This is a genomic window from Halomonas sp. GXIMD04776, assembly GCF_049808615.1.
Taxonomy (GTDB): Bacteria; Pseudomonadota; Gammaproteobacteria; order Pseudomonadales; family Halomonadaceae; genus Modicisalibacter.
Window position 1 is genome coordinate 1 of sequence record NZ_JBNCAN010000013.1, and the last position, 22,845, is coordinate 22,845.

Annotated in this window: 28 protein-coding genes; 13 read left to right on the top strand and 15 right to left on the bottom strand. The window is 59.8% G+C overall.

The genetic code is table 11. The features are described 5' to 3' along the window. The first annotated feature begins 216 nt into the window (after positions 1-216). Genes ACPF7Z_RS10210 through ACPF7Z_RS10220 form a run of 3 tightly spaced genes read left to right on the top strand, consistent with a single transcriptional unit; the run spans position 217 to position 1,781 of the window. Positions 217-384: a DUF1127 domain-containing protein gene (locus ACPF7Z_RS10210; RefSeq protein WP_425193138.1), complete on the top strand. Its 168-nt coding sequence runs from the start codon at positions 217-219 to the stop codon at positions 382-384. 30 nt (positions 385-414) lie between these two features. Beyond that, positions 415-1,290, top strand: coding sequence for a PhzF family phenazine biosynthesis protein (locus ACPF7Z_RS10215; protein WP_425193139.1), 876 nt, complete (start codon positions 415-417; stop codon positions 1,288-1,290). 53 nt (positions 1,291-1,343) lie between these two features. Beyond that, positions 1,344-1,781 (top strand): hypothetical protein, encoded by a 438-nt coding sequence (locus tag ACPF7Z_RS10220; protein WP_425193140.1) that lies wholly within the window; start codon positions 1,344-1,346, stop codon positions 1,779-1,781. 19 nt (positions 1,782-1,800) lie between these two features. Here ACPF7Z_RS10220 and ACPF7Z_RS10225 read toward each other — a convergent pair whose 3' ends face one another. After that, on the bottom strand, positions 1,801-1,956 hold the full coding sequence (locus ACPF7Z_RS10225) for a hypothetical protein (protein ID WP_425193141.1): 156 nt from the start codon (positions 1,954-1,956) through the stop codon (positions 1,801-1,803). Positions 1,957-2,021: 65 nt separating this feature from the next. Next, positions 2,022-3,656: a BCCT family transporter gene (locus ACPF7Z_RS10230; protein WP_425193142.1), complete on the bottom strand. Its 1,635-nt coding sequence runs from the start codon at positions 3,654-3,656 to the stop codon at positions 2,022-2,024. 114 nt (positions 3,657-3,770) lie between these two features. On the opposite strand from ACPF7Z_RS10230, the gene ACPF7Z_RS10235 reads away from it, so the two are divergent. Both ACPF7Z_RS10235 and ACPF7Z_RS10240 read left to right on the top strand, forming a co-directional pair. Then, positions 3,771-4,379, top strand: coding sequence for a YqaA family protein (locus tag ACPF7Z_RS10235; RefSeq protein WP_425193143.1), 609 nt, complete (start codon positions 3,771-3,773; stop codon positions 4,377-4,379). A 91-nt stretch (positions 4,380-4,470) separates the two neighbouring features. Further along, the gene (locus ACPF7Z_RS10240) at positions 4,471-5,466 is read left to right on the top strand and encodes an LLM class flavin-dependent oxidoreductase (protein ID WP_425193144.1); all 996 of its coding nucleotides are present in this window, start codon (positions 4,471-4,473) and stop codon (positions 5,464-5,466) included. 13 nt (positions 5,467-5,479) lie between these two features. Here the strand turns inward: ACPF7Z_RS10240 and tal are convergent, their stop codons facing one another. From tal to ACPF7Z_RS10260, 4 genes are all read right to left on the bottom strand, one after another. Next, positions 5,480-6,433, bottom strand: coding sequence for a transaldolase (gene tal / locus ACPF7Z_RS10245; RefSeq protein WP_425193145.1), 954 nt, complete (start codon positions 6,431-6,433; stop codon positions 5,480-5,482). 70 nt (positions 6,434-6,503) lie between these two features. Then, positions 6,504-7,922, bottom strand: coding sequence for a sensor histidine kinase (locus ACPF7Z_RS10250; RefSeq protein WP_425193146.1), 1,419 nt, complete (start codon positions 7,920-7,922; stop codon positions 6,504-6,506). Continuing rightward, entirely contained in the window at positions 7,919-8,590 is a 672-nt protein-coding gene (locus ACPF7Z_RS10255) for a winged helix-turn-helix domain-containing protein (RefSeq protein ID WP_425193147.1), read from the bottom strand. The genes ACPF7Z_RS10250 and ACPF7Z_RS10255 overlap by 4 nt, the downstream gene beginning before the upstream one ends. A 34-nt stretch (positions 8,591-8,624) precedes the next feature. Beyond that, the gene (locus tag ACPF7Z_RS10260) at positions 8,625-8,957 is read right to left on the bottom strand and encodes a PepSY domain-containing protein (RefSeq protein ID WP_425193148.1); all 333 of its coding nucleotides are present in this window, start codon (positions 8,955-8,957) and stop codon (positions 8,625-8,627) included. A gap of 138 nt (positions 8,958-9,095) precedes the next feature. Here ACPF7Z_RS10260 and ACPF7Z_RS10265 point away from each other — a divergent pair, with 138 nt between their 5' ends. Next, complete coding sequence (locus tag ACPF7Z_RS10265; protein WP_425193149.1) at positions 9,096-9,566, top strand: PepSY domain-containing protein; 471 nt, start codon at positions 9,096-9,098, stop codon at positions 9,564-9,566. Beyond that, positions 9,559-9,906, top strand: coding sequence for a hypothetical protein (locus tag ACPF7Z_RS10270; RefSeq protein WP_425193150.1), 348 nt, complete (start codon positions 9,559-9,561; stop codon positions 9,904-9,906). Before ACPF7Z_RS10265 ends, ACPF7Z_RS10270 begins: the two co-directional genes overlap by 8 nt. A 22-nt stretch (positions 9,907-9,928) precedes the next feature. On the opposite strand, the gene ACPF7Z_RS10275 is transcribed toward ACPF7Z_RS10270, so the two are convergent. Then, complete coding sequence (locus ACPF7Z_RS10275) at positions 9,929-10,750, bottom strand: ion transporter (RefSeq protein ID WP_425193151.1); 822 nt, start codon at positions 10,748-10,750, stop codon at positions 9,929-9,931. A gap of 166 nt (positions 10,751-10,916) precedes the next feature. On the opposite strand from ACPF7Z_RS10275, the gene ACPF7Z_RS10280 reads away from it, so the two are divergent. Beyond that, positions 10,917-11,315: a hypothetical protein gene (locus ACPF7Z_RS10280; RefSeq protein WP_425193152.1), complete on the top strand. Its 399-nt coding sequence runs from the start codon at positions 10,917-10,919 to the stop codon at positions 11,313-11,315. A 6-nt stretch (positions 11,316-11,321) separates the two neighbouring features. Here the strand turns inward: ACPF7Z_RS10280 and ACPF7Z_RS10285 are convergent, their stop codons facing one another. The 8 genes from ACPF7Z_RS10285 to ACPF7Z_RS10320 all read right to left on the bottom strand — a co-directional run bounded on the left by ACPF7Z_RS10285 (position 11,322) and on the right by ACPF7Z_RS10320 (position 19,131). Further along, the gene (locus ACPF7Z_RS10285; RefSeq protein WP_425193153.1) at positions 11,322-12,134 is read right to left on the bottom strand and encodes an ABC transporter permease; all 813 of its coding nucleotides are present in this window, start codon (positions 12,132-12,134) and stop codon (positions 11,322-11,324) included. Further along, the gene (locus tag ACPF7Z_RS10290; RefSeq protein ID WP_425193154.1) at positions 12,131-12,898 is read right to left on the bottom strand and encodes an ABC transporter ATP-binding protein; all 768 of its coding nucleotides are present in this window, start codon (positions 12,896-12,898) and stop codon (positions 12,131-12,133) included. The genes ACPF7Z_RS10285 and ACPF7Z_RS10290 overlap by 4 nt, the downstream gene beginning before the upstream one ends. Then, positions 12,895-13,881: a PQQ-dependent catabolism-associated beta-propeller protein gene (locus ACPF7Z_RS10295; protein ID WP_425193155.1), complete on the bottom strand. Its 987-nt coding sequence runs from the start codon at positions 13,879-13,881 to the stop codon at positions 12,895-12,897. The genes ACPF7Z_RS10290 and ACPF7Z_RS10295 overlap by 4 nt, the downstream gene beginning before the upstream one ends. Further along, positions 13,878-15,050, bottom strand: coding sequence for an ABC transporter substrate-binding protein (locus tag ACPF7Z_RS10300; RefSeq protein WP_425193156.1), 1,173 nt, complete (start codon positions 15,048-15,050; stop codon positions 13,878-13,880). Before ACPF7Z_RS10300 ends, ACPF7Z_RS10295 begins: the two co-directional genes overlap by 4 nt. Before the next feature lie 105 nt (positions 15,051-15,155). Next, positions 15,156-15,806, bottom strand: a complete 651-nt coding sequence (locus ACPF7Z_RS10305; protein ID WP_425193157.1) for a hypothetical protein — start codon at positions 15,804-15,806, stop codon at positions 15,156-15,158. Beyond that, positions 15,799-16,650 carry a quinoprotein dehydrogenase-associated putative ABC transporter substrate-binding protein gene (locus ACPF7Z_RS10310; RefSeq protein ID WP_425193158.1) on the bottom strand — a complete coding sequence of 284 codons (852 nt, stop codon included), beginning with the start codon at positions 16,648-16,650 and terminating at the stop codon, positions 15,799-15,801. Before ACPF7Z_RS10310 ends, ACPF7Z_RS10305 begins: the two co-directional genes overlap by 8 nt. A gap of 45 nt (positions 16,651-16,695) precedes the next feature. Beyond that, a complete protein-coding gene (locus ACPF7Z_RS10315) occupies positions 16,696-17,178 on the bottom strand; it encodes a c-type cytochrome (RefSeq protein ID WP_425193159.1) in 483 nt (160 codons plus the stop codon). A 117-nt stretch (positions 17,179-17,295) separates the two neighbouring features. Continuing rightward, positions 17,296-19,131 carry a PQQ-dependent dehydrogenase, methanol/ethanol family gene (locus tag ACPF7Z_RS10320; protein ID WP_425193160.1) on the bottom strand — a complete coding sequence of 612 codons (1,836 nt, stop codon included), beginning with the start codon at positions 19,129-19,131 and terminating at the stop codon, positions 17,296-17,298. A gap of 375 nt (positions 19,132-19,506) precedes the next feature. On the opposite strand from ACPF7Z_RS10320, the gene pqqA reads away from it, so the two are divergent. The 5 genes from pqqA (at position 19,507) to pqqE (ending at position 22,843) form a co-directional block, all read left to right on the top strand. Beyond that, positions 19,507-19,578: a pyrroloquinoline quinone precursor peptide PqqA gene (pqqA, locus tag ACPF7Z_RS10325; protein WP_082140259.1), complete on the top strand. Its 72-nt coding sequence runs from the start codon at positions 19,507-19,509 to the stop codon at positions 19,576-19,578. 79 nt (positions 19,579-19,657) lie between these two features. After that, positions 19,658-20,587 carry a pyrroloquinoline quinone biosynthesis protein PqqB gene (pqqB, locus tag ACPF7Z_RS10330; protein WP_425193161.1) on the top strand — a complete coding sequence of 310 codons (930 nt, stop codon included), beginning with the start codon at positions 19,658-19,660 and terminating at the stop codon, positions 20,585-20,587. A 42-nt stretch (positions 20,588-20,629) separates the two neighbouring features. Further along, positions 20,630-21,430 (top strand): pyrroloquinoline-quinone synthase PqqC, encoded by an 801-nt coding sequence (pqqC, locus tag ACPF7Z_RS10335; RefSeq protein WP_425193162.1) that lies wholly within the window; start codon positions 20,630-20,632, stop codon positions 21,428-21,430. Then, positions 21,427-21,702, top strand: coding sequence for a pyrroloquinoline quinone biosynthesis peptide chaperone PqqD (pqqD, locus tag ACPF7Z_RS10340; protein WP_425193163.1), 276 nt, complete (start codon positions 21,427-21,429; stop codon positions 21,700-21,702). The genes pqqC and pqqD overlap by 4 nt, the downstream gene beginning before the upstream one ends. Continuing rightward, entirely contained in the window at positions 21,695-22,843 is a 1,149-nt protein-coding gene (gene pqqE, locus ACPF7Z_RS10345; RefSeq protein ID WP_425193164.1) for a pyrroloquinoline quinone biosynthesis protein PqqE, read from the top strand. Before pqqD ends, pqqE begins: the two co-directional genes overlap by 8 nt. The last annotated feature ends 2 nt before the right edge of the window (positions 22,844-22,845 follow it).

A 22,845-nucleotide genomic window follows, 5' to 3' on the forward strand; every position in this document is an offset into this window, starting at 1 on the left:
AGCGTCGCCATGGTTGGTCCTCCCCGGTATGCGTTCAGCGGGTGAGACGGAATCGGCGGTCAGAAAATGCTCGCTGGCGGTGATAGGGGAAGTGTCGACGCCGGCATCACGGATTCAGGTTCAACTGTACCCTTGTTATTTAATATTTCTGAATCTGTATTGCAAACGATACCAGACGTAGCCTGTGAGTGGACATACACCAGCAGGAGAAACCCCATGATGCTCATTCGCCTCAACCGGCTATTCGCCAGGCTCCGCGACCACCAGCAGAATCACTGCTCGCGGCAACGGCTACTCGAACTCGATACCCATCAGCTCAAGGACATCGGTCTGTCTCGGGCCGATGCCGTTCGTGAGGGGTGCAAACCCTTCTGGAAAGCGTGATTTATTCTCCAAACCCAGGACAGGAACATAATGGATAACGCCGACTACTATCTGCTGGACGTGTTTACCGATTACGCCTTCGCGGGCAACCCGCTGGCGGTCTTCCCCTATGCGGATGATCTGAGTGCCGAGCGTATGCAGGCTATCGCCAACGAATTGAATCTGTCCGAGATGGTGTTCGTCGGCGCGACAATGGACCCCCATCGCTATCCGGTTCGCATCTTTACGCCGACGATGGAACTGCCCTTCGCCGGGCATCCTACCGTGGGTACGGCGCATCTGCTGGCGGAGCTTGGATGGGTTAAGCGTGATCGGGGATTGATTCTGGAAGCCGGTGTGGGTCCGCTGGGGGTATGTTTCAATGAAGGACTGGCATACTTCACTACGGCGCAGCCCCTCGAGATCGGTGGCAGCGCGCTCGATCGAGCCGCTGCTGCTTCGCTGCTTGGCCTGAACGAGACCCAGATCGTCGGCGAACCGATACTTGCTTCCTGTGGCGTGCCCTACCATCTGATCGAACTCGATTCAGTCGAGGCGCTGGACAGCGTGATTCCCGCGCCAGCCCATTGGGCACGCTGGGTAGCACCCAGCGGCCATGACGCCATTTATCTTTATGTGAAGGGCCCGCCAGGCGAGCAGGCGAATCATCTACGCTGCCGGATGTTCACCATGGGCGCTAGTCTCTATGAAGACCCGGCGACCGGCAGCGCGGCCGCAGCCTTGGTGGGCACGTTGGCCATGGCTGAAAAAGGCTCAGGTCGCTGGCAGTGGCAGATCGATCAAGGAATAGAGATGGGTCGCCCCAGCCGGATAATCGCGGAGGTGGAGCAAGACGGCGACGTCATGACGATTCACATCGGCGGTCAGGCGGTGATTGTCGGCCACGGCACCATGCAGATTCGTTGATCTTGCCCCATACTGAGGCTCCGAACCCACGACATCCTATTTACGGAGTTTTTATGGCGCGCTTCGTCATCCTTGCCTTCATCGCCGGTTTTCTTGCAGTGATCTGCTTCCATCAGGCTGCTGCCGGACTGCTGCACGCCTTTGGCATCATTCCTTCGGCGCCTTACAACGCCTCCCCGACGGCGCCTTTTGGTGTGCCTGCCTGGTTCTCGGCGAGTTTCTGGGGCGGGCTCTGGGGCATTCTCATGCTGTGGCTGTTTAACCACTTCAACATTACCCAAGGCCAATGGTGGAAGGCGCTGCTGTTCGGCGGCATCGCTTTGACCCTGGTCGCCATGGTGATTGTCTTTCCGCTCAAGGGCCGGGGTTTCAGCCTCGCGGTCTTTCCGATCGGCTTCATCGTCAATGCCGCCTGGGGGGTAGGCACCCTGGTATTCGCCCGGGTGTTTCATTTGAGCCTTGGAAAGACCGGCAAGCCCACCACCGTGTAGTCAGCACAGATGACGCTGACTAGAGCTGGCTGATCAATAGTGCCGCACTCCCGACAACCAATGCAGACGCCACCGCAATGTCGAGCAGACGATTGAGCCAGCGATCGCGAGAAGGCGCGGAGCGTCGAGTCGCCCCGCGGCGGGAAGATGTCGAGGATCTCCTGGATGAAGACATGGCAATGTTCGAATTGGCCCTGGTTACGTTAGCTTGATCTTAGCACTATCGCTTGACCATCGCTCTTACCGGTTTCCTCGCGGGTTGATCCGCCGATTGACCACATCCGGCGCCCGCCGATAACGATCCTCTTCCGCGATGAGTTCCGCCTCGAAGGCGTCGGCGCCCACCGGCGTCTCACCGTGTCGACGATAGAGCGCCGTGAGCATGGCCCTGCGATCGGCACGCAGCTCCTTGATCAACACGAAGATCATGCCATAGATGATGAAGGTGAATGGCAACGCCGAAAGAACCGCTGCCGACTGCAAGCCTTTCAAGCCACCGGCGATGATCAAGGTCAAACAGATGGCAGCGATGAGCACACCCCAGGCAACACGCTTATAGAGCGGCGGATTGATCGAGCCGCCATCGGTCATCTGCGCCACGATATAGGTGGCGGAGTCCGCGGAGGTCACCAGGAAGATGAAGATCAACAATAGGGCAACGATCGACAACACCTCGGTGAAGGGCATCAACTCGAACATCTGAAACAATGCCACGGTGATGTTCTCGTCGGTGGCCGCCGCCAGGCCTACGTCGCCGGACATTTCCAGGTTGATCGCTGCGCCACCGAAGATACCGATCCACAGGCAGGCCAGCAGCGGCGGGACGATCAACACGCCAAACACGTACTCCTTGATCGTGCGTCCACGGGAGACCCGCGCCACGAAGGTGCCGACGAAGGGTGACCAGGCAATGACCCAGGCCCAATAGAAAATCGTCCACTCATTGGCCCAGGTCTCGCCACTGAACGGCGTGGTACGCAGGCTCATGACCACGAAATTCTGCAGATAATCGCCGATACCCAAGGTAATGGTCTCGAGAATGGCCAGGGTGGGGCCGGTGAACAACACGTAGAACATGAGGATGAAGCACAGGGTCAGGTTGAGATTGGAAAGGCGCTTGATGCCTTTATCCAACCCCGACCAGGTCGAGATCATGTAGCAGACGAACATCGCGCCCATGATGATGAACTTCCACAATGCGCTCTCCTCGACACCGAAGACGGCGCTCAGTCCGCCATTGATCTGCAACACCGCCAGGCCGATCGAAGTGGCGACCCCCATGACCGTCGCCACTACCGCAAATATATCCAGCGCTGGTGCCAACTTACGCGCCTTGGGGCGCTTGGCCGTGACGGACGAGAGCACCGAGGAGACGAGCCCTGCCTGCCCTTTACGAAACTGGAAATAGGCAATGATCAACCCGACGATGGAGAACGCTGCCCACTGATGAATGCCCCAGTTGAAGAAGCTGTATTGGATGGCGTAGCGTGCCGATGCTGCGGTTTCTGGCGCTACATCATCATAGGGCGGATGCAGATAGTGAGTCATGGGCTCGGCCATGCCATAAAATACCAGCCCCACGCCGAACCCGGCGGCCAGCAACATACTGACCCAGGAAAAGAAACTATAGGTGGGGGTACTGTCCTGGGGGCCCAGGCGAATCTTGCCGTACTTGCTGAAGGCAAGCGCGAACAGGAACAGCACAAAGCCGAACACCGAGAACAGATAGAACCAGCCGAAATAGCGCCCGATGACCCCTAGCGCCGAATTGGCAATATTGCCGAACTGGCCGGGAAAAGCAGCACCGATCGCAACAAGGGCGATGATGATCAAAGCGGAAATGGTAAAGACGCGTTGCCGTCCAGAATTGGCCATGTTTCTTCCTTGTGCAAAATATCGCGTAGACTACTATTGCGTCAGCTTATAATTCACGGCCTCCTAATTCACCCGGCCGAAAACCTTTAAATCATATACTTACACAGTCCGCGCATGCCTTTACCTTCCTTTACCTCCCTTGCCTCGTCCACCGCCTGGCTCAACCGGCTGGCCGAGTCGAATCATGCGTACTGGCTGCTGTTTCTGGCCTCGGTGCTCGAGACCCTGCTGATCCCCATTCCCATCGAGATCATCATCATCCCCTGGATGCTGTCGCATCCGGACAGGAAGTGGCGTATCGCCGCGGTTGCACTGGCAGGCAATCTGACCGCGGCCACGGTGGGTTTCTGGCTGGGTAGCCTGGCAATGGAGCAGTGGGGAGATACGCTGATCTCCTTCTTTGGTGGACAGCAAGCCTACGACAGTTTCCAGGCGCGCTTCGATAGTCAGGGGTTCATGGCCATTCTGGCCATCGGCATCACGCCGGTGCCCTTCCAGATCGCCATGCTGGTCGCCGGGGCCAGCAACTACCCCTTCCTGCTGTTTCTGGCGGCGGCCTGTATGGCGCGCGGTATACGCTACTTCGGCCTGGCACTGCTGGTACGGATATTCGGCGACGCTGCCACGCGAATCTGGCAGCGACACTCGCGCAAGGTGGGAGTACTTCTGCTAGTGATTCTTGTGGCATGGCTCGGCTGGCAGTTGAAGGGCTACTTCACCTGAGTCAACGCCTTGCAATTCAGCGTCGGAGGCCCCAAAAAAGACACTAATAAGGGCGCTAACAAACCGGCGTCCCCGTCTTCAAGGAGGCTACATGAGCCGACTCTCCGATACCCCGCTCTCCGTTCTCGATCTGGCGCCCATTCGCCAAGGGGGCAGCGTCGCCGAAACCTTCGCCAATAGCGTTGATCTCTCTCGGCAGGTCGAAGCGCTTGGGTTCAACCGCTATTGGCTGGCCGAGCACCACAATATAGACGGCATCGCCAGTGCCGCCACCTCAGTACTGATCGGTCATATCGCCGGTTCCACCCAACACATCCGGGTGGGTGCAGGTGGCATCATGCTGCCTAACCACCCGCCGCTGGTGATCGCGGAGCAGTTCGGCACTCTGGAAACGCTCTATCCCGGGCGCATCGATCTAGGCCTGGGGCGCGCACCCGGCTCCGACGGTGTGACCATGGCAGCCATGCGCCGCGATCCGCGTTCCGGCGTGAACGACTTCCCCGATCAGCTCGATGAGTTGCGGCGCTATCTGGGCGATGCCCTGCCCGACCAGCGCGTACGCGCCATGCCCGGTCAGAGCACTCATGTGCCGATCTGGCTACTGGGTTCGAGCGGCTACAGCGCTCAGTTGGCTGCGCGCCTCGGCCTGCCCTTTGCCTTTGCCGCCCAGTTCGCGCCGGGTTATCTGTTCGAGGCACTACGCCTGTACCGCGAGCAGTTCCGGCCCTCTACCGTGCTCGATGAGCCCTATGCCATGGTGGGCATGCCGGTGATCGCGGCGGAAAGCGACGAGCAGGCCGCCTTTCTGGCGACTACCGCCCAGCAGAAATTCCTCAACCTGATTCGAGGGCGCAGTACCCGCTCTCTACCGCCTCAAGAGCAACTCGATTGGTCGCCCCAGGAACAGGCCATGGTGGGTCAGAATCTGGGGGCTGCGGTGATTGGTGGGCCAAAGACCGCACGCGAAGGATTGGAGCGCTTCCTGGAAGAGACCCAGGCCGACGAGTTGATGATCGCCACGGATGTCTATCATCAAGAAGACCGGAAACGCTCCTTCGAGATCCTTGCCGAGGTGTGGAAAAGCTAGGGGTCGAGAATTTTTAACCCATGCGGGCCTTGAGCCGCTGTTCGAGTTCATTCTGATCCGCGGCAAAACGGCGGATGCCTTCGGCCAGCTTGTCGTTGGCCATGGCATCCTGATTGTGACCCCAACGGAATTCGGCTTCGCCCAGGGGTGCCAGACGCTCGGAGCCCTCGCCGACATCGCTTATCTTGCGCTGGACATCCCCATCGCTACCGGCCAACTCTTCGAGCAGCGCTGGTGAAATGGTCAAGCGATTGCAACCCGCCAAGGCCAGAATCTGGCCGGTGGTACGGAAACTCGCCCCCATCACCACGGTGTCGTAGCGGTAGTCGCTGGCAACCCGGCAGACATTGCGCACGAATTGCACACCGGGATCGTCCTCTGGGGCGTACTCCTTACCCGTTTCTTTCTTGTACCAGTCGGTGACCCGACCGACGAAGGGCGAGATCAAATGCACACCGGCATCGAAGCAGGCGCGCGCCTGAGCATCGCTGAACAACAGGGTCAGGTTGCACTGGATGCCTTCACGCTCCAGCGTTTCGGCGGCACGGATGCCCTCCCAGGTAGAGGCTAGCTTGATCAACACCCGTTCGCGGCCGATGCCGCGCCGGTCGTAAAGATCGATCAATTGATGTGCCTTGGCGATGCTGGCTTCGCGATCGAAGGAGAGCTTGGCGGCCACCTCGGTGGAGACACGCCCCGGAATCACCCCGGCGATTTCACTGCCAATAGCCACGGATAAGCGGTCCACGGCCTGGTCGATACGTGCCTGGGAATCGCTTGTCTCGTTTGCGACCTCGGCTAGAGTCTCGTCGATCAATGCCTGGTGGCCAGGCAGATCGAAGGCCTTGAGAATCAACGAAGGGTTGGTCGTAGCATCGTGCGGTTCATAACGACGCATGGCGTCCAGGTCACCGGTGTCGGCAACCACCATCGAATATTGCTTGAGGGCGTCCAATTGGCTGGGCATGTCGATCTCCTCTAAAATCGTGTCTGAAGATATTTCGAGCGCATGGTAACGCAAGTTGAGCCTGCCCGGGTCATGTCGATGTAAGAGCGGGCAGCCAGACACGAGCACACAGCCCACCAAGCACAGAATCTTCCAGTTGCAGCTGGCCCCCGTAGAGCGTCATTAGATCTTCGACGATGGCGAGCCCTAGACCCGAACCAGAATCCGGGCTCGGGTCTAAGCCAGTGTCGAAGCCAGGACCAGAACCGGGATTGAAGTCAGAGCTTTTTTCATCGAGACGAGCGCCCCGCTTCAAAGCCCTCTCGCGCTGCTCCTCGTTCATGCCCGGCCCATCGTCATCGATGCTTAGCCACAGGCCGCTATCTACAACGACAGCACTTAGCCCCACCCGTGCTTTGGCCCAGCGCAGGGCGTTGTCCAACAGATTGCCAACCAATTCCTGCAGGTCCTGAGGGTCCATGCGCACATTGAGTGCCTCGTCGAGATGATACTCGAAAAGGATGCCGCGACGCTCGGCCAGGCGCGCAAGCCCTTCGACCACAGGCATGATAGTTCCCTTCAGCGACACTCGTCCGCTCAACGATGCACTTCCCGCGGCGGAAGCGCGCGCCAGATGATGACGTACGGCCGTATCGATGCGGGTGACTTCTTCGCGTATCTGATGACAGGGCTGCTCGGGAAGACGATCCGCCAGGGTCTTGAGCACGCTGACCGGGGTTTTCAATGCATGGGCCAGGTTGCCCGCCGCATCGCGGCTCCGCGTGATCATGCGCTCGTCGCGCTCGATCACCTCGTTCATGGCCTGGGCCAGTTCCCGAAGCTCACCGGGTAGATGCGTATCCAGCCGTTTTTGCTCGCCGCTCTCGATGGCACGCAGATTGGTGTGCAACCGGCGCAGCGGGGCCAGTCCCCAGTGAATCTGCAGAGCCAGTCCCGTGAGTAACACTACACCCAGGGTCAGCAGCGACAGCCCCAACAACCACTCGAACCGGGCGACCTCCGCATCGAGCCCTTCTCGGGACGCCGCGACACTTACATGCAGTGAGTGTGGTTGACCGGGCAGACGAATATCGCGTTCGGCGATACGTAACGGTTCACCACGGGGACCGGTGGCATTACGCAGCGTTTCACCTCCGGACTGGACCACCGGCAGGCGTTGATCCCACAACGAGCGGGAAACAAGTGTCGTGTCACGGGTGTCGGTCACCTGCCAGTACCAGCCGGAGAATACTCGGGAAAAACGTGGATCCCCCAGAGAAAGCGTGGCGTCGAGCCGGCGGCTGACGGGATCCTGCTCGAGCCGGGCCAGTATCACTCGCAAGAGCGACGTCAACCGCTGATCGAAGGAGGTCGTCACCGCCTCGCGAAAATTATAGGCCAGCCCCACTCCCGCCAAAGGCAGCACCAGCAGCACCAGCACTAGCGCCGCCGCCAAGAGACGTTTCCCCAGCGTCCAGTGCGCTACAGAACCGAGTCTGGCTCCCTTCATGCCGGAGTCTCGACGGCCACCACGCGATAGCCCTGACCTCGCAGGGTTTCGATGCGATCACTACCGAGCTTGCGGCGCAAGCGGCTGATCTGTACGTCGATGACATTGGAATCGGGCTCGTGGTCACGATCGTAGACGTGCTCCACGAGTTCGCTGCGGCTGACGATACGCGGCGCGGCGTGCATCAGATAGGCCAGTAGCCTTACCTCCTGGGCGGTCAGGCTGATGGGTCGTCCAGCCAGGGTGACGCTACCGCTATGGGTATCGAAAGTCAGCGCGCCGCTATTCAGTATCGGATGAGCGTGGCCATGGCTGCGACGCACCAGCGCACGCAGGCGAAACAACACCTCACCGGTCTCGAAGGGTTTGGTGACATAGTCATCCGCGCCAGCGGAGAAGCCCGCCGCCTTGTCCGACCAGCGCTCTCGGGCAGTCAGAATGAGCACCGGCAGATCGAGGCCGTCCTCGCGCCACTGGGCCAGCCAGCGGGTACCATCACCGTCCGGCAATCCCAGATCGAGCACTACCGCATCATAGCGCTCGGTGCGCACCAGAAAGTCACCCTCGCTGCCATTCGGCGCCATTTCGACAATCAAACCGGCATCGCGAAGGGCGTCGCCAAGCGCCTGGGCCAGGGCATGGTCATCTTCCACCAGCAATATCTTCATGACTGCACCTTCGTAGCTGCTTCATGGCCGCACTTTATGGTCGCTGCATGGCGTCGATATTGACCCCTTCGATGCCGATCAGCTCGCCATTGGTGGCATCAAACTCAAACTCCACTAATTGTCCCTGGGGGCCGATCATTTCCACTTCGTAAAGGGTCTTGCCATCGTCTCGTTCCAACTCGACCTCCACCACCTCGCCGATATAGTGCGCCTCCAGCCAGTCGAGCACCGGGGATAACGCAACCAAACGTCCACTCTGCACTTCGTCGTGCAGCCCACGCCAGTCGTCATCGGCCCATATCAGTGACGTTCCGCCAAACAAGATCAGCGCCACTGAAAGAGTCATCATGAAGTATAGGGTTCGCATGTGGTAAGCCTGCCAAAGTCAACATGAATGAAAGATGAATCATCCCGTCAGCCCCCTGCAAGGTGGGTCGTCCTAGAGTGGGCTCATCCGGGACACGCCCGGTGGACGATCAAGATCGAATGACATGGAGAATACGATATGAAGACGTTACCGCTACTTATGATCCCCGTCGCCCTGGTGGGTTTTATCTCGCCGGTATGGGCCGACGACGGCCAGTTGGAACGCGCGCAGCTCGAGTCGCTGCTCGATAAAGCGGATGAGTATGGCTTCACTCATTACGAAGAGATTTCCATGGACGATGGCGATCGACTCGAACTCGAAGGCTGGGGCAAGGATGGCTGGCAACTCGAGGTGGAGATGGCCGTGAACGATGGCAGCCTGATCGAGGAAAAGCGCCACAAGGATCAGGTGCCGAAATGGGCGCTGAGCGGTGAGGAGGTTCGCCAGGCATTGAACAATGCTTTTGATTCGGATTTGCAACGATTCGAAAAGATCGAGGTCGATAGGAATGGCAGTATCGAGATCGAGGGTTACGACACACAGAACCAGGAAATCGAATTACACTTAGATGGTAACGATTTCTCTGTCACCGGAGTAGAGAATGACTGAATCAAGCAACAACCGTTCAAACAATGCTGCATGGCAGGCAGCACGTCAGTGGCAGAACCGGGCGCGCCAGGCGCGCCCCTCTTCTCAAGCCAGTGGCCTCAAGCTGGCGATTACCTGGTTGCTGTTCGGGGTGATGATGATCGTCGGCACCCTGCTTGGCCTATTCTTCCTTCTGGTAGGCTGGCTCATGCTGCCCCTGGTGCGTCATCGCATGAAAAAGCGCTTGGAGCAGATGCGTGCCAACCAGGCTCAGGATGTGGGGTCGGGTCATGCTCAGCCGCGGCATTCTCGACAAGGCAGTCGGCATGTCCTGGAAGGCGATTATCAGGTCAAGCAATGAAGCAGAACCGGTCCGGTAAAAGCTAGGCGTCGGTGTCTCTTGAAGGCGCCGACGCTTTAGCGGATTGACCGGCATCATGAACCGAGTTCACGCCACGCAATGCCCTGATCTCCTCACGCAGCGCAATCATCTCCACGTGAAGCTCACCTATTTCCTTATACATATGACGCATCATGCGTCGGCTGGCCTCATGCTGACGCTCATCTTCATCGCTCTGATCGTCGATGAACAGCGATCCTATATAGGCCGCGAAACTGCCAAACAGCCCCACCCCACAGATCATCAGCAGCACCGCGACGATACGTCCTAGAGTCGTGATGGGATAATAGTCACCATAACCCACCGTCGTGACGGTCACGAAAGCCCACCAAAGCGCCTCTTCCGCCGTGTCGATAGGACTCTCCGGGTTGGGGCTTTCAACCAACAGGATGGTCATGGAACCGAAGGCCACCAATAGCAGTGTGGCGGTTGCAGCGGAGGCAAAAATCCCCTTGGCGCGATTACGAAACATTATTCGCCACAGCATGCGTACCGATCTGAGTGCCCGCAGCAAGCGCAGGATCTGAATGACGCGCACCAGGCGCCCCGCCATGAACAATCCTGCCGGAATACTCGCCAGCAGGTCGATCCAGCCCCACCGCATGAAACGCCACTTGTTCGGCGCCGCGTGAAAGCGAATGCTGAAATCGAGAAAGAAGAACACGCAGACAACGATATCAAGATAGTTGAAAAGCTGTGACATCTCCGGGGTCAGGGTGAAAAACAGATCAGCGATCAGCGCACCCAGCACATAGAAAGAGAGCACCAGAATCACGAGCTGGAAGGGTGTAATATGATCTTTCATGAAAACGGCGGGCTTTATTGGATGCCAGCCAAGACCTTACGTCATGACCACGAGCAAGAAAAGGCACATATTTCCTTCTTGGACCGTGGAAAACCCCGAGAAAGTGCCATAACTTGGAATTGATGAATAAGGTTTTGTCTTACGTCGACAACCACCGAGGTGGCGTATGCACAATCACAGGACCAGCGCTTTTCTTCAAAACCCCCGACTCTTTTCAAGCCTGATTCTATTGGGTTTGTGCAACTCTACTGCGCTACTGACCCACGCCGCCGAAGCCACGAGCAGTCATCTCGAGGAATACCCCACCGAGGAGCGAGTCGATTATGTGCTCGGCTGCATGGCCGCCAACGGCCAGGACTACCTGACCATGCAGAAATGCTCCTGCAGCATCGACACCATCGCTGACTTGATCCCCTACGTCGACTACGAGGCCGTCAAGACCGTACTCAGCATGCAGGATCAGCGTGGGGAAATCGGCGTGCTGTTTCGCACCGAGCGAAGCATGAAGGATCGGGTGCAGGCTTTTCGAAGTGCGCAGGTGGAAGCCGATCTGCGCTGTTTCTAAAAAACCTCAATCACCACCCGGTCCGCCCTTGCGCGCCATCATGCCCTTGGCCGGGTTATAGGCCAGAATCGCCAACGCCAGCAGTATCGCGGTGGTCGCCAGCACGATCAGCGTCGCCTGCGTATTGAATTGCTCGTACAACGCGAAGCGGATCATCTCCACGGCATGGGTGAAAGGATTGAGCGCCGCGATCTGATAGACCAGTTGGCTGCCTTCGCGCAAGCGCCATAGCGGATAGAGCGCCGAGGAGAGGAAGAACATCGGGAAGATCACGAAATTCATGATGCCGGCGAAGTTCTCCAACTGGCGCACGAAGCTCGACAGCAGCATGCCCAATGCCCCGACCAGAACGCCGGTGACAATCAACGCCGGCAGTATCAGCAGATAGCCCATTGCCGGCGCCTGCACCCCGTACAGGTAGGCAATCGTCAGGAATACGTAGACCTGCACGATAGACACCAGGGTACCGGCCAGCAGCTTGCAGATCAGCAGGTACCAGCGCGGAAAAGGGCTGACCAACAGCACACGCATGCTGCCCATTTCCCGGTCATAGACCATGGACAGTGAACTCTGCATGCCATTGAAAAGCTGGATCATGCCCATCAGCCCCGGGACGATATAGACCTCATAGAGAATGTAGGTCTGGTAAGGCTCGGTCATGGCCACCCCCAGCGCCATGCGAAAGCCCGCAGCGAACACGAACAACCACACCAAGGGTCTGACCAGCGCCGCCACGAAGCGGCTGCGCTGATGCACGAAGCGCAGCAATTCGCGGCCGACGACGCCGCGCAGGCAATGGCCATAGGCCGCCAGGCTCATGACGTCGGTCCTGGCGTGAGTCGATCGAAGGCCGCATCGAGGGTCGTGGTGTCGGTCTGCACCAGCAGCTCACTGATGCCACCTTGGACGCGTACCCGGCCGCGATGCAGCACGATCACCCTGTCCTCGGGATACACCTCGTCGATCAGATGGGTGGCCCACAGCACCGCCACGCCCTGTTCTCGACACAGCCGATGAACGTGCTCGACCAGGGCACGGCGCGAGGCGATATCGAGCCCCACCGTGGGCTCATCCAGCAACAATAGGCGCGGTTCGTGGAGCAGCCCGCGGGCGATCTCTACCCGCCGCCGCTGGCCCCCGGATAGATGGCGTACCCGCAGCCCGAGGCTATCCTGCATGCCGAGTCGAGCGAGCTGCCGCGCGGCACGCTGACGCGCCATACCGGGCGTCATGCCGTGCAGGGCGCCGTGGTAGGCCAGGTTCTGCCGGACCGTGAGATCCAGGTCCAGGGTGGGTTGCTGAAACACAACGCCCATCTGCGCGTGAGCCTGAACCGAATGGCGATGCAGATCGAAATTCCCAACCCGAATTGCCCCCTGGCGATGGTCGTAGAGTCGCGTGATCAAGGAAAAAAGGGTCGTCTTGCCGGCGCCATTGGGGCCCAGCAGCACCACGAACTCCCCTGCCTTCAATGCAAAGGAAACATCGTCGAGGACTGGCTTGCCGCTATAGCTGAAACTCAGATCTCGCACGTCCAGGGCCACCGATTCCGAGGCTCCCCTGCCATCATCAACATGATTCACGGTTCGACAACTACTCCCCAGGGGAAGCGGCCCACGGGAATCGAGCGAATCGCCTCGAAGTCATCGACCTCACCCTCGACCTGAATGACAGTCACATCGCCACTGACCCCATTGGTGGTGAACAGGCGACTCTCGTCGCCATTGAGGGCCAGGTGCCAGACTCGCTGTCCTACCAGAAGGTAATCGAGTACCTCATAGCTTTGTTGATCCACCACCGCGACTCGATTGGAAGGCCCCAGGGCGACAAAGGCGTAGCGCCCATCCGAGGTCAATACCATGCCCACCGCCTGCACGGTCTCGCGGGGTACCCCGGGCACCTCGAAATCGATGGTGTGAATGACCTCGAAGGTCTCTTGCATGTCGATGATCGCCACCGTCCCGGCAATTTCCGCCGATACCCAGGCCTGGGAGCCATCCTCGGTGAACTCCACATGCCGCGGGCGGGCGCCCACCAGGCGGTGGTAGGTCGCCTCCATCGTCTCGAGGTCGATGATGTGCGCCATATTCGAGGTCTCAGAAGTGGCGATCAGCCATTGGCCGTCTGGACTGACGCCCAGCCCTTCTGGCTCGACACCCACAGGGATCTGGCTGACCCGGGTGCGCTTCTCATAGTCCAGTACCGAGACGATGTTGTCGTCCTCGTTGGAGACATAGACATAGGGTCGATGTGGATCGACGCGGATTACTTCCGGATCTTCCCCGGACGCCAGGCTGCGCACCACTTTCAAGGTCTCGAGATCGATCATATCGATGGCCTCGTCGTCGCCCACCGCCACAAACAGTTCGCTCCCCTCGGAACTGAACGCCATGGCCCGCGGACGGCGTCCGACGGGGACGGTGTCGATCACTTCCAGCGTGTCGCCATCGATCACCGAGACGGTATTGTCCTTCTCGTTGGAAACGAAGATGCGCTCGGCCTGAGCCGACATCGGCAACAGCACCAGCACGACCAAAACGAGACACAGGGTATTTTGCTTGATCATTGTTTTTGCTCTAGCTGGCATTGTGATTCCCCTTCATCAACACCCAGCGTATCCAGCGGCGTGCGTGGATGCAGATAGCCCTCTTGGGGCGAGACGGACGCCACCATACGCGGCCCGGTGATCAGGATGGGCTGGCGCAGCTGATGATTCCAAGGTCGATAGCTCACCGGCAGCCCCAGATAGCCGGCCAGCTCGAAGGCCTCGCCGGTCATATACTCGCGCAGTTCGTCGCGACCCACGGAGCCGGTGCGCGCCGCGGCCTCGCCCAACGAGCGCACCGCCAGCCAGGCGGCGAAATCCTGCTCCGTCATCCAGCGATCGGCCTGGGCCTCGAAACGCCGTTGTAGTTGTACCGCGCCCCAGGATTCGTGGGCGCGATGCCAGGCCGTCGGCGTCAACCCCTGGGTGCCGGCCACCGGGCGCGGCAGCCGAGTCTGGTAAGGAAAGTACTCGCCGAAATAGTCGTTCTCGTCGGCGACGACCAGCACATCGTGCTCGGCGAATTCCTGCACGAACACCGGGATTTCCCGCTGAATGGCATGAAAACCACCTTCGGCCCGCCTGGCCATGGGATCGTAGGGCCACATCGCCTCGTCAACGATGCGATGGCCGAAGCGCCTGGCCGCCGCACGTTGCGCTTCGACGCGAAGGCGATCTTCCTCGGTATTGCCATACACCAGCGCCCAGCGATTCCACTGCTTGTAACCGAGAAACTGGGCCAGGGCATCGGCCAGCATGCGCCGGCTGGGCGTCGTGTGAAAGAGATTTGCCCGACAGGCTGCGTCGCGCAAGGCATCGTCAGGAGCAGCTGCATTGAACACCAGCCGCTCGTCCAGGGCCGGATCATCCATGAGCGTTTCCAGGGCCTCGCGGGGCAGTCCGCTGACGATCCAGTCGGCGCCTTGCTCGACAAGCTGCCGCAGGCCACTCGCCACCTCGTCTTCGGACGCCACGACCGCCTCGACGAGCACGAATTCCTGACCCAGAAACTGCCCGGCCGTGTTGTTATCAGCGATCGCCAGACGCGCGCCCTGCACGCCTTCATCGTTCAGCACCGGGTCGAGCACCGACAGGGGCTCGAGGGCAGCGGGGCGTTCGATACCCAGATAGCCCAGGGTGACGGTCGCCTTGTCCTGCACCGTGCCCTGCGCCGCGACCACGCTCGGCATGCTTAGAAACGCCAACAACAGTAAGCTCGCCACTCCCTGCAACGCTCGCCTGCGAAGGAGACTTAGATGCTCGCATGCGGCTATGTTCCTCTCGCACATCATTATTCACATCTCCGCACTGATCGTTCTTACCATCCGGCTCAGCAATTCTTCGAGCAAGTAAGGCTTCTCGCAGAGCGCCGGCAAGGCCTGCTGACGCATCTGAAAGGTCTGCCGCTGCCAGTAGAGTTCTTTCTGCAAGCGCTGGATCGCCTCGTCACTGGCGGTCTCGGAGGCACGCAGCTGCTCCAGCCTGTCGACCATGACCGATAATTCATCCAGCCTGGCGACCTGCGCCCGGGCGACGTTACGTATGAGGGTGATGATCTGGCTGCGCTCACTGTTGATACGCTCGAACAGTCCGGCAAACAGCAGAGTCAGGCGCTGCTCGGCTATCGTCGGTTGCTCGCTCGCCACGCGCTCGACGAACTCGCTGACACGCTCGAGGGCAGCGTCGCGGGGCGTCTCCCGAGCGGTGGCGAAACGCACCAGAGTGCCGACTTTCTCATCATCCCACCACGCTTGATCGAGTGCTTCGGGAGAAGGGCCTGCCCAGAGAGTGCCCCAGGCCAGCTCGGGGATCAGACGCTGCTCACAGGGCCAGTCTTCCGGCTCCGCCCCGGGATACTGGGCATTGGCATCGGGAGCCATCGCAAGCATCGTGATCAGAGCCAGGGCTGATGTCAGGCCCGATTTTGGATTAGATGGATCAGTCACGCTTGGCCTCCCCCGAACTCGCGGTGGGATGGAGGAGTTGGCCGTGCTCGTCCAACAAGGGGACATGGTAGTCGACCAGAATGGCATCGATGTCCGCCTGACGGCGTTCGATGAAGTCATTGAGCCAGTCACGCCATTGCGACTCGCCATGACGTACCCCCATGGTGATGCGATACGTCAGGCGCGCATCCGCAGAGCCATAAATTAACGGTATAACCTTGAGCGGTGGATTCTGACGTGCTGCGTAATAGCCCGCCAGAGGCCCCCAGACCACGGCACCATCGGTGACGCCCTTGGCGACATCTTCCACCGCGTCCCTGACCGGTGTTCTGACCCGGGTATCGGTTTGCAGCGCATAGCTTTGTAGATGAGCGCCGGCGCGTCTAAGCGGAACCGTTGGCGGCGTCTCGAAGATCACGCCGATCCGCTTGCCCTTGAATGCCGCTGCATCGATGCTGGCCACATCGAGCTTGGAATCCTCGGGCACGACCAGGGTATAGACGGAGCGATAATAAGGGATGGTGTTCTGCACGAACCCATAGCCTGCGGCGACCCCCATGACCAGGTCACAGAGTCGCGCATCCAGGGTAGTGCGTATGAAGCCCATGATCTGCGGGGCGTAGACATAGCTCAGCGGCACGTCCAGCTCTTCGGCGATCATCGTTGCGACGCGATTCTCGAATCCCTCGCCTTGTCGGTTGGTGAATGGCAGATTATTGCCATCGGCGCAGACCCTAAGATGCTCACGCGACTCCCGTTCGGGTAGATCGGCAACGGCCACACCCGCGAACATCCACAGCGTGCCGACAACGAGCGACGTCAGCAAACGGCCAATTTTCCGCATGGCATCCTCCCGAGAAGCGATGTTCCAGCCAAGCTCACTGTCCCATCACTTCGACTCTTTATCGTTATTGTTTTCAGCGGCTTCTTTGGCTTGTTCGATCACTCGGGGTCGTCCACGGCCCACTTCGCCCGCCGCACGAGCCTGCATGTAGCTGTAGATATTCTCGATATTGCTCAAGACGTATTCATCGTCGGCAAAGGATGGCATGACCTTGCCCGGTTGAATTTGTAGTCCACCGGCGATGACCCTGGCAAATTCGTCAAAGCTGCGCTGTTGCGAGCGTTTCATCAGGCTTGGTGCGAAGGAAGAACCCAACCCATCTGGCCCGTGACAGGCCATGCAGGAACGAGTGTAGGCGATATAGCCGTCATAAGTGCCTTGATCGACCTTGCCGTCGATGACGGTATAGTCGCCTGGGCCAGAACTGTCTTTTTCGGCTGCTGCGGCTGACACATTCGTCATACCGACGAACAGCACAGCGCCAATGGCACTGGTGATGAGGGGAAGACGTAGTGTCATCAAAGCCATGTAACGAGCCTCTTTCGGCCTGCCGATCTCTTTTGCAAACAACCATCGAGTGCCAGGACCGGCATCAAACTTGCTCAGGGCCCAGCATCTTGCTGGGCCCTGAGTGATTTACATGTACTAGGCGTCTGGAGCATCCGGCAAGGCGAACACCGTCAGCACGCCACCAAGCTCGGTGTAGTCCTTGAGGGCAGCAAAGGCGCTGACCGCACCCAATCCCTCCTCGGGATCTTCGAGCCCCGCTGCCAGACCGATACCCGCCCAGCCACCGACCCCGGACAACACCCCCAGATACTGCTTGCCCTGGTGCTGGAAGGTATTGATGTTGCCGATGACCCCCGAGGGCGTCTTGAAGCTCCAGAGTTCCTCGCCGGTGTCGATGTTCACCGCCTTCACATGGCCCTCCAGAGTGCCATAGAACGCCAGGCCGCCCGCCGTGGCCAGAGCGCCGCTCCACACCGCGAAGCGCTCGTCGGTTTTCCAGACGACTTTCCCCTTGACCGGGTCCCAGGCAATGAAGCTGCCCATGCGCCCTTCCTTGTCCCCTTCCTGTACCGGGGCGGGCATCATGGTCAGGGTGGCGCCGACATAGGGCTGACCCGCGACATACTCGGTCTCGTAGGGCTCGTAGTTCATGCAGATGCGATTGATACCGGCATAGAGCAGGCCCGTCTCCGGCGAGTAGGCACTGGGCTGCATGTTCTTGGCGCCCATGGCGGTAGGACAGATGTCCGTGGTATTGACGTTGACCCCTTGGCGGAAGGTGCTGAACTCATCGTTGACCACTGGACGGCCGGTCTCCATGTCGTAGTGGCTCGCCCAGTTGGTTTCCGGGGCGAATTTCTCGGCTACCAGGAGTTCGCCGGTTTCCCGATCGAGCAGAAAACCGAAGCCGGTACGGTCGATGATCGCCAGGCCTTTGCGCTGTTTACCGTCGATCTCCACATCGATCAGTTGGTTCTCATTGACACCGTCATAGTCCCATTCATCGAAGGGCACCTTTTGGTAGACCCATTTCACTTCGCCGGAGTTGGGGTCCCGGGCAAAGACTGTGATGGCCCATTTGTTATCCGCAGGCTCGCCGTCCACGGTGCGCTGCTGTGGATTCCAGCTACCCGGATTACCGGATCCGTAGTAGATCAGATCGAGCTCCGGATCGTAGGTGACCCAACCCCAGGGGGCGCCCCCGCCGTGTTTCCATTCGCCTTCCGGCCAAGTGCTTACACCCAGGTCCGCCTCGCCGATGGGTTTGCCCATCATCAGGGTCTTTTGCGGATCGAGCAGCACATCGCTATCGGGCCCGTTGGAATAGCCACGCCAGACCATTTCACCGCTTTCGACGTTGTAGGCGGTCATGTGACCGCGTACCCCGAACTCGCCACCGCTAATGCCCATCACGACCTTGTCGTGCACCACCAGCGGCGACATGGTATTGCTCTCGCCCTTGGTGTGATCGCCGTTGCTGGCTTCCCACAATAGCTCGCCGGACTCTGAATCCAGCGCGATCAGGGTGTTGTTGGCAAGCCCCAGGAACAGGCGTCCGTCGGCATAAGCCAGACCGCGATTGACGGTGTCACAGCACATCACCGGAATGACGCGGGGATCCTGATCCGGTTCGTAGGTCCAGACGATACGGCCCTGATCTTCCAGGTCGAGGGCAAAGACTTTATTGGGGAAGGGTGTATGGATATACAAACGGCCGTCGCCGACATATAGCGGGCCACCTTCATGACCGCGCAGGACGCCCGTCGAGAATTGCCATAGAGGGCGCAAATTATTGATGGTGTCGCGGTTGATCTGATCAAGCTTGCTGTAGCGATTGCCTTGATAGTTGCCGAGCTGGGTGGCCCAGAGTTCGGGGTTGTTCTGTAATTCAAGCTGATTTTCATTGGCTTGAAGCGTGGTGGCGGCCAAGAGCCCTATGGTCGCAATGACATATTTCATCTCCTGTAACATGACGTCGTCTCCGAGGTAGGTATCTCACCACGGGCTATTCCCTGCTCGTGGCGAGCCTGTCGTTGTTATTACTTTCCAGCAGCATCTTACAAGGTCTAGCACAAGACGAGAGATTGCATAGGAAGAAAGGCACTCAATTTCAGTCGGCCTCAACTGAGCAAAGAAATTCATCTTTGAAACAATGTCGCGCAACGATTCGGCAACCTATTGCTTCATAACTGCTTTGGGACGCAACAAAGGAAAGCGCCATTGCTTTCAGCGTACCGTATTGCTGGAGTTAGACTTAGGTCGCAATGCAACTATCGGCTAGAGTGCTTTACTAAAGAGGTAAAAGCAGCTTCCTGCATGCCTCATCCTGATTACTGGAGAACAACTATGTGGACCAAGCCTTCCTATATCGATCTACGTCTTGGCTTCGAGGTCACTCTTTATATCGCTAATCGCTGATCGCGCAGTGTCGTAGGCGCTCCGATAACCGGGGCGTCCTGCGTTGGCGGTGACACTAGCCTCCACCAAGAGTCGGCGTATGCACGTTCTTGTCCTGGGTTCGGCAGCGGGCGGTGGCTTTCCGCAATGGAACTGCAACTGTCGCAACTGTCTCGGCTTGCGTGATGGCAGCTTGAAGGCCCAGGTGCGCACCCAGTCGTCCATCGCCATCAGCGGTGACGGTGAGCGCTGGTTACTGTGCAATGCCTCGCCGGATATCCGCGCTCAGATCGCTGCCAATCGCGAACTGTATCCCAAGCGCCAGCCCCGCGATAGCGGTATCGCCGGCGTGCTATTGATGGACGGCCAGATCGATCATACGACCGGCCTGTTGTCGCTGCGTGAAGGATGTCCACTGGATGTCTGGTGTACCCCCAATGTGCATCGGGATCTCAGCACCGGCTTTCCGCTTTTCCCCATGCTGAAGCACTGGCAGGATGGGCTACGTTGGCAGTCTATCGAAGTGGATTCCAATCACGGCACGGCTATCTTCTCGGTTCCAATCTGCCCGGGGCTGAGGTTTACCGCCATCGCCTTGCACAGCAATGCCCCGCCTTATTCACCGCGACGTGGCTCGCCCACGCCGGGGGACAATATCGGCTTGTATATAGAAGACACCCGCCGTGATCGCTCGCTGTTCTATGCCCCGGGCCTGGGCAAGCTCGATGATGAGCTACGCGGATGGCTTCAGCGCGCCGATTGCGTGCTGGTGGACGGCACCCTATGGCAGGACAATGAGCTGCAGCAGGCCGGTGTCGGCCAGGCGACCGGCCAAGACATGGGCCACATGGCACTGGCGGGCGAGAACGGACTGCTGAGCGAACTCGCTACCCTCCCGGCTGCCACAAGGCGTATTCTGATTCATATCAACAACACCAATCCGATTCTCGACGAGGCTTCGAATGAGCGGGCCGAGCTCGATACACGGGGCATCGAGGTCGCTTTCGACGGAATGCGCTTTGAACCCTGACCATCGTTGATCGATTGGCCATTTTTTCGGGAGAAGTCTCGCATGTCACCGTTCGGATCACCATTGGCGACATCCCAAGGATCGGATGATGGGCCACAGGATCAAGCACTCGACCGCGACGCCTTTCATGCCGCACTGATGGCCAAGGGCGACTACTACCACATCCATCATCCCTACCAGGTCGACATGGCCGAGGGCCGTGCCAGCCCCGAGCAGATTCGCGGCTGGGTCGCCAATCGCTTCTATTATCAAATCAATATCCCGCTCAAGGACGCCGCCCTGATGGCCAATTGCCCAGATGCTGCGACACGCCGGCGCTGGATTCAACGTCTGCTGGATCACGATGGCCACGCCGATGACGGCGGCGGCATCGAGGCCTGGCTGGCTCTCGGCGAGGCGGTGGGCCTGACGCGTGATGAGCTGTGGTCCCAGGAGCACGTCCTGCCCGGGGTGCGCTTCGCGGTGGACGCCTATGTCAATTTCGTGCGCCGTGCCGACTGGCGCGAGGGGGCGATCTCCTCGCTTACCGAACTCTTCGCGCCCCAGGCGCATCGCAGCCGGCTCGACACCTGGCCGACGCACTATCCATGGATCGATCAGACCGGCTATGCCTACTTTCGCAAACGTCTCAATGAAGCCCGTCGTGATGTCGATCATGGCCTGGAACTGGCCCTCGACCTGTGCACCGCCCAGGCCGCCCAGCAACGCGCCCTGGAGATTCTGCAGTTCAAGCTCGATGTGCTGTGGAGCATGCTCGACGCCATGACCCTGGCCTACCAGCTCGACCGACCGCCTTATCACAGCGTTACCGATCGGCGCGTCTATCATCGGGGGCTTCAATGAACATGGCGAACGTTTATCGATTACGTCCTGGCTGGCGGCTGCAATGGGAAGAGACGCAGCAGCGCCATGTGCTGCTCTACCCCGAGGGCATGGTGCAGCTCAACGACAGCGCCGGCGCCGTGCTGACGCTACTCGACGGCGAGCGCGATGTCGCCGCGCTGATTACCGAGTTGCAGCGGCGCTATCCCCAGGCACCCGCCGAGGAACTGGCCCAGGACGTGGAGGAGTTCCTGCAGGACGCCGCCAACCAGGGGTGGATTCGCCATGACTGAGCCCTTGTCTACCCGATCCCATGCCGGTCAGGGCGCCCCGCTGTGGCTGCTGGCCGAGCTCACCTACCGCTGCCCGCTGCAATGCGCCTACTGCTCCAACCCGCTGGACTTCGCCGCCAGCCAGGATGAACTGAGTACCGAGGAGTGGTTCGACGTGATGCGCCAGGCCCGCGCCCTGGGCGCCGTGCAGCTGGGATTTTCCGGTGGTGAACCCCTGGTACGCCAGGACCTCGAGGTGCTGGTGAGCGAAGCCCGCCGACTGGGCTTTTACACCAACCTGATCACCTCTGGGCTGGGTCTCAACGAGACACGCATCGAGGCGCTGCGCGAAGCCGGTCTGGATCACATTCAGATCAGCCTGCAGGCCGCCGACGAGGATGTCGCCGCCGCGGTGGCCGGCTCGCGCAAGGCCCATGCCAGGAAGCTGGCCATGGCCAAGGCGGTCAAGGCCGCCGGCTATCCGATGGTGCTCAACGTGGTCCTGCACCGGCATAACATCGATCAAATCGATGACATCATTGCCCTGTGCGCCGACCTCGACGCGGACGCGGTGGAGCTGGCCAACTGCCAGCTCTACGGCTGGGCACATCTCAATCGCGCCGGGCTACTGCCCAGTCGCGAACAGCTCGAGGCCGCCGAGGCTACCACCGAGCGCTGGCGCAAGCGATTGGCCGCCAAGGGCCAGGACATGCGTCTGCTGTTCGTGGTGCCCGACTACTATGCCGAGCGGCCCAAGGCGTGCATGGGCGGCTGGGGCGCGATCTTCATGACCGTCGCTCCGGACGGCGCGGTGCTGCCCTGCCACAGCGCACGCCTGCTGCCGATGAGCTTTCCCACGGTACGCGAGCAGCCCCTCGAGGCGATCTGGTACGCCAGCGATGCGTTCAATCGCTATCGCGGCGAAGACTGGATGCCCCTGCCCTGTCGCGACTGCGACGAGCGCCACAGGGATTTCGGTGGCTGCCGTTGCCAGGCTTACCTCTTGACCGGCGACGCCGGCGCCACCGATCCGGTCTGCGACCTGTCGCCGAATCATCACCTCATCGAGGCCGCCCGCCAGGAAGCCGCCGCCGATAGCCGCACGATCCATGAACTGACGTTGCGTAACACCCGCGAGTCGAAGGTGTTCTGTCGCGAATGAGC

Bases quoted from the DNA above. Each gene is read 5' to 3' on its own strand.
- ACPF7Z_RS10275 (WP_425193151.1), bottom strand. From the start codon at position 10,750: ATGAAAGATCATATTACACCCTTCCAGCTCGTGATTCTGGTGCTCTCT.
- ACPF7Z_RS10265 (WP_425193149.1), top strand. From the start codon at position 9,096: ATGAAGACGTTACCGCTACTTATGATCCCCGTCGCCCTGGTGGGTTTT.
- ACPF7Z_RS10285 (WP_425193153.1), bottom strand. From the start codon at position 12,134: ATGAGCCTGGCGGCCTATGGCCATTGCCTGCGCGGCGTCGTCGGCCGC.
- pqqB (WP_425193161.1), top strand. From the start codon at position 19,658: ATGCACGTTCTTGTCCTGGGTTCGGCAGCGGGCGGTGGCTTTCCGCAA.
- ACPF7Z_RS10260 (WP_425193148.1), bottom strand. From the start codon at position 8,957: ATGCGAACCCTATACTTCATGATGACTCTTTCAGTGGCGCTGATCTTG.
- ACPF7Z_RS10310 (WP_425193158.1), bottom strand. From the start codon at position 16,650: ATGCGGAAAATTGGCCGTTTGCTGACGTCGCTCGTTGTCGGCACGCTG.
- pqqE (WP_425193164.1), top strand. From the start codon at position 21,695: ATGACTGAGCCCTTGTCTACCCGATCCCATGCCGGTCAGGGCGCCCCG.
- pqqD (WP_425193163.1), top strand. From the start codon at position 21,427: ATGAACATGGCGAACGTTTATCGATTACGTCCTGGCTGGCGGCTGCAA.
- ACPF7Z_RS10215 (WP_425193139.1), top strand. From the start codon at position 415: ATGGATAACGCCGACTACTATCTGCTGGACGTGTTTACCGATTACGCC.
- pqqC (WP_425193162.1), top strand. From the start codon at position 20,630: ATGTCACCGTTCGGATCACCATTGGCGACATCCCAAGGATCGGATGAT.
- ACPF7Z_RS10295 (WP_425193155.1), bottom strand. From the start codon at position 13,881: ATGATCAAGCAAAATACCCTGTGTCTCGTTTTGGTCGTGCTGGTGCTG.
- ACPF7Z_RS10270 (WP_425193150.1), top strand. From the start codon at position 9,559: ATGACTGAATCAAGCAACAACCGTTCAAACAATGCTGCATGGCAGGCA.
- ACPF7Z_RS10250 (WP_425193146.1), bottom strand. From the start codon at position 7,922: ATGAAGGGAGCCAGACTCGGTTCTGTAGCGCACTGGACGCTGGGGAAA.
- ACPF7Z_RS10235 (WP_425193143.1), top strand. From the start codon at position 3,771: ATGCCTTTACCTTCCTTTACCTCCCTTGCCTCGTCCACCGCCTGGCTC.
- ACPF7Z_RS10220 (WP_425193140.1), top strand. From the start codon at position 1,344: ATGGCGCGCTTCGTCATCCTTGCCTTCATCGCCGGTTTTCTTGCAGTG.
- ACPF7Z_RS10230 (WP_425193142.1), bottom strand. From the start codon at position 3,656: ATGGCCAATTCTGGACGGCAACGCGTCTTTACCATTTCCGCTTTGATC.
- ACPF7Z_RS10255 (WP_425193147.1), bottom strand. From the start codon at position 8,590: ATGAAGATATTGCTGGTGGAAGATGACCATGCCCTGGCCCAGGCGCTT.
- ACPF7Z_RS10300 (WP_425193156.1), bottom strand. From the start codon at position 15,050: ATGCCGAGCGTGGTCGCGGCGCAGGGCACGGTGCAGGACAAGGCGACC.
- ACPF7Z_RS10315 (WP_425193159.1), bottom strand. From the start codon at position 17,178: ATGGCTTTGATGACACTACGTCTTCCCCTCATCACCAGTGCCATTGGC.
- tal (WP_425193145.1), bottom strand. From the start codon at position 6,433: ATGCCCAGCCAATTGGACGCCCTCAAGCAATATTCGATGGTGGTTGCC.
- ACPF7Z_RS10320 (WP_425193160.1), bottom strand. From the start codon at position 19,131: ATGTTACAGGAGATGAAATATGTCATTGCGACCATAGGGCTCTTGGCC.
- ACPF7Z_RS10210 (WP_425193138.1), top strand. From the start codon at position 217: ATGATGCTCATTCGCCTCAACCGGCTATTCGCCAGGCTCCGCGACCAC.
- ACPF7Z_RS10240 (WP_425193144.1), top strand. From the start codon at position 4,471: ATGAGCCGACTCTCCGATACCCCGCTCTCCGTTCTCGATCTGGCGCCC.
- ACPF7Z_RS10280 (WP_425193152.1), top strand. From the start codon at position 10,917: ATGCACAATCACAGGACCAGCGCTTTTCTTCAAAACCCCCGACTCTTT.
- ACPF7Z_RS10225 (WP_425193141.1), bottom strand. From the start codon at position 1,956: ATGTCTTCATCCAGGAGATCCTCGACATCTTCCCGCCGCGGGGCGACT.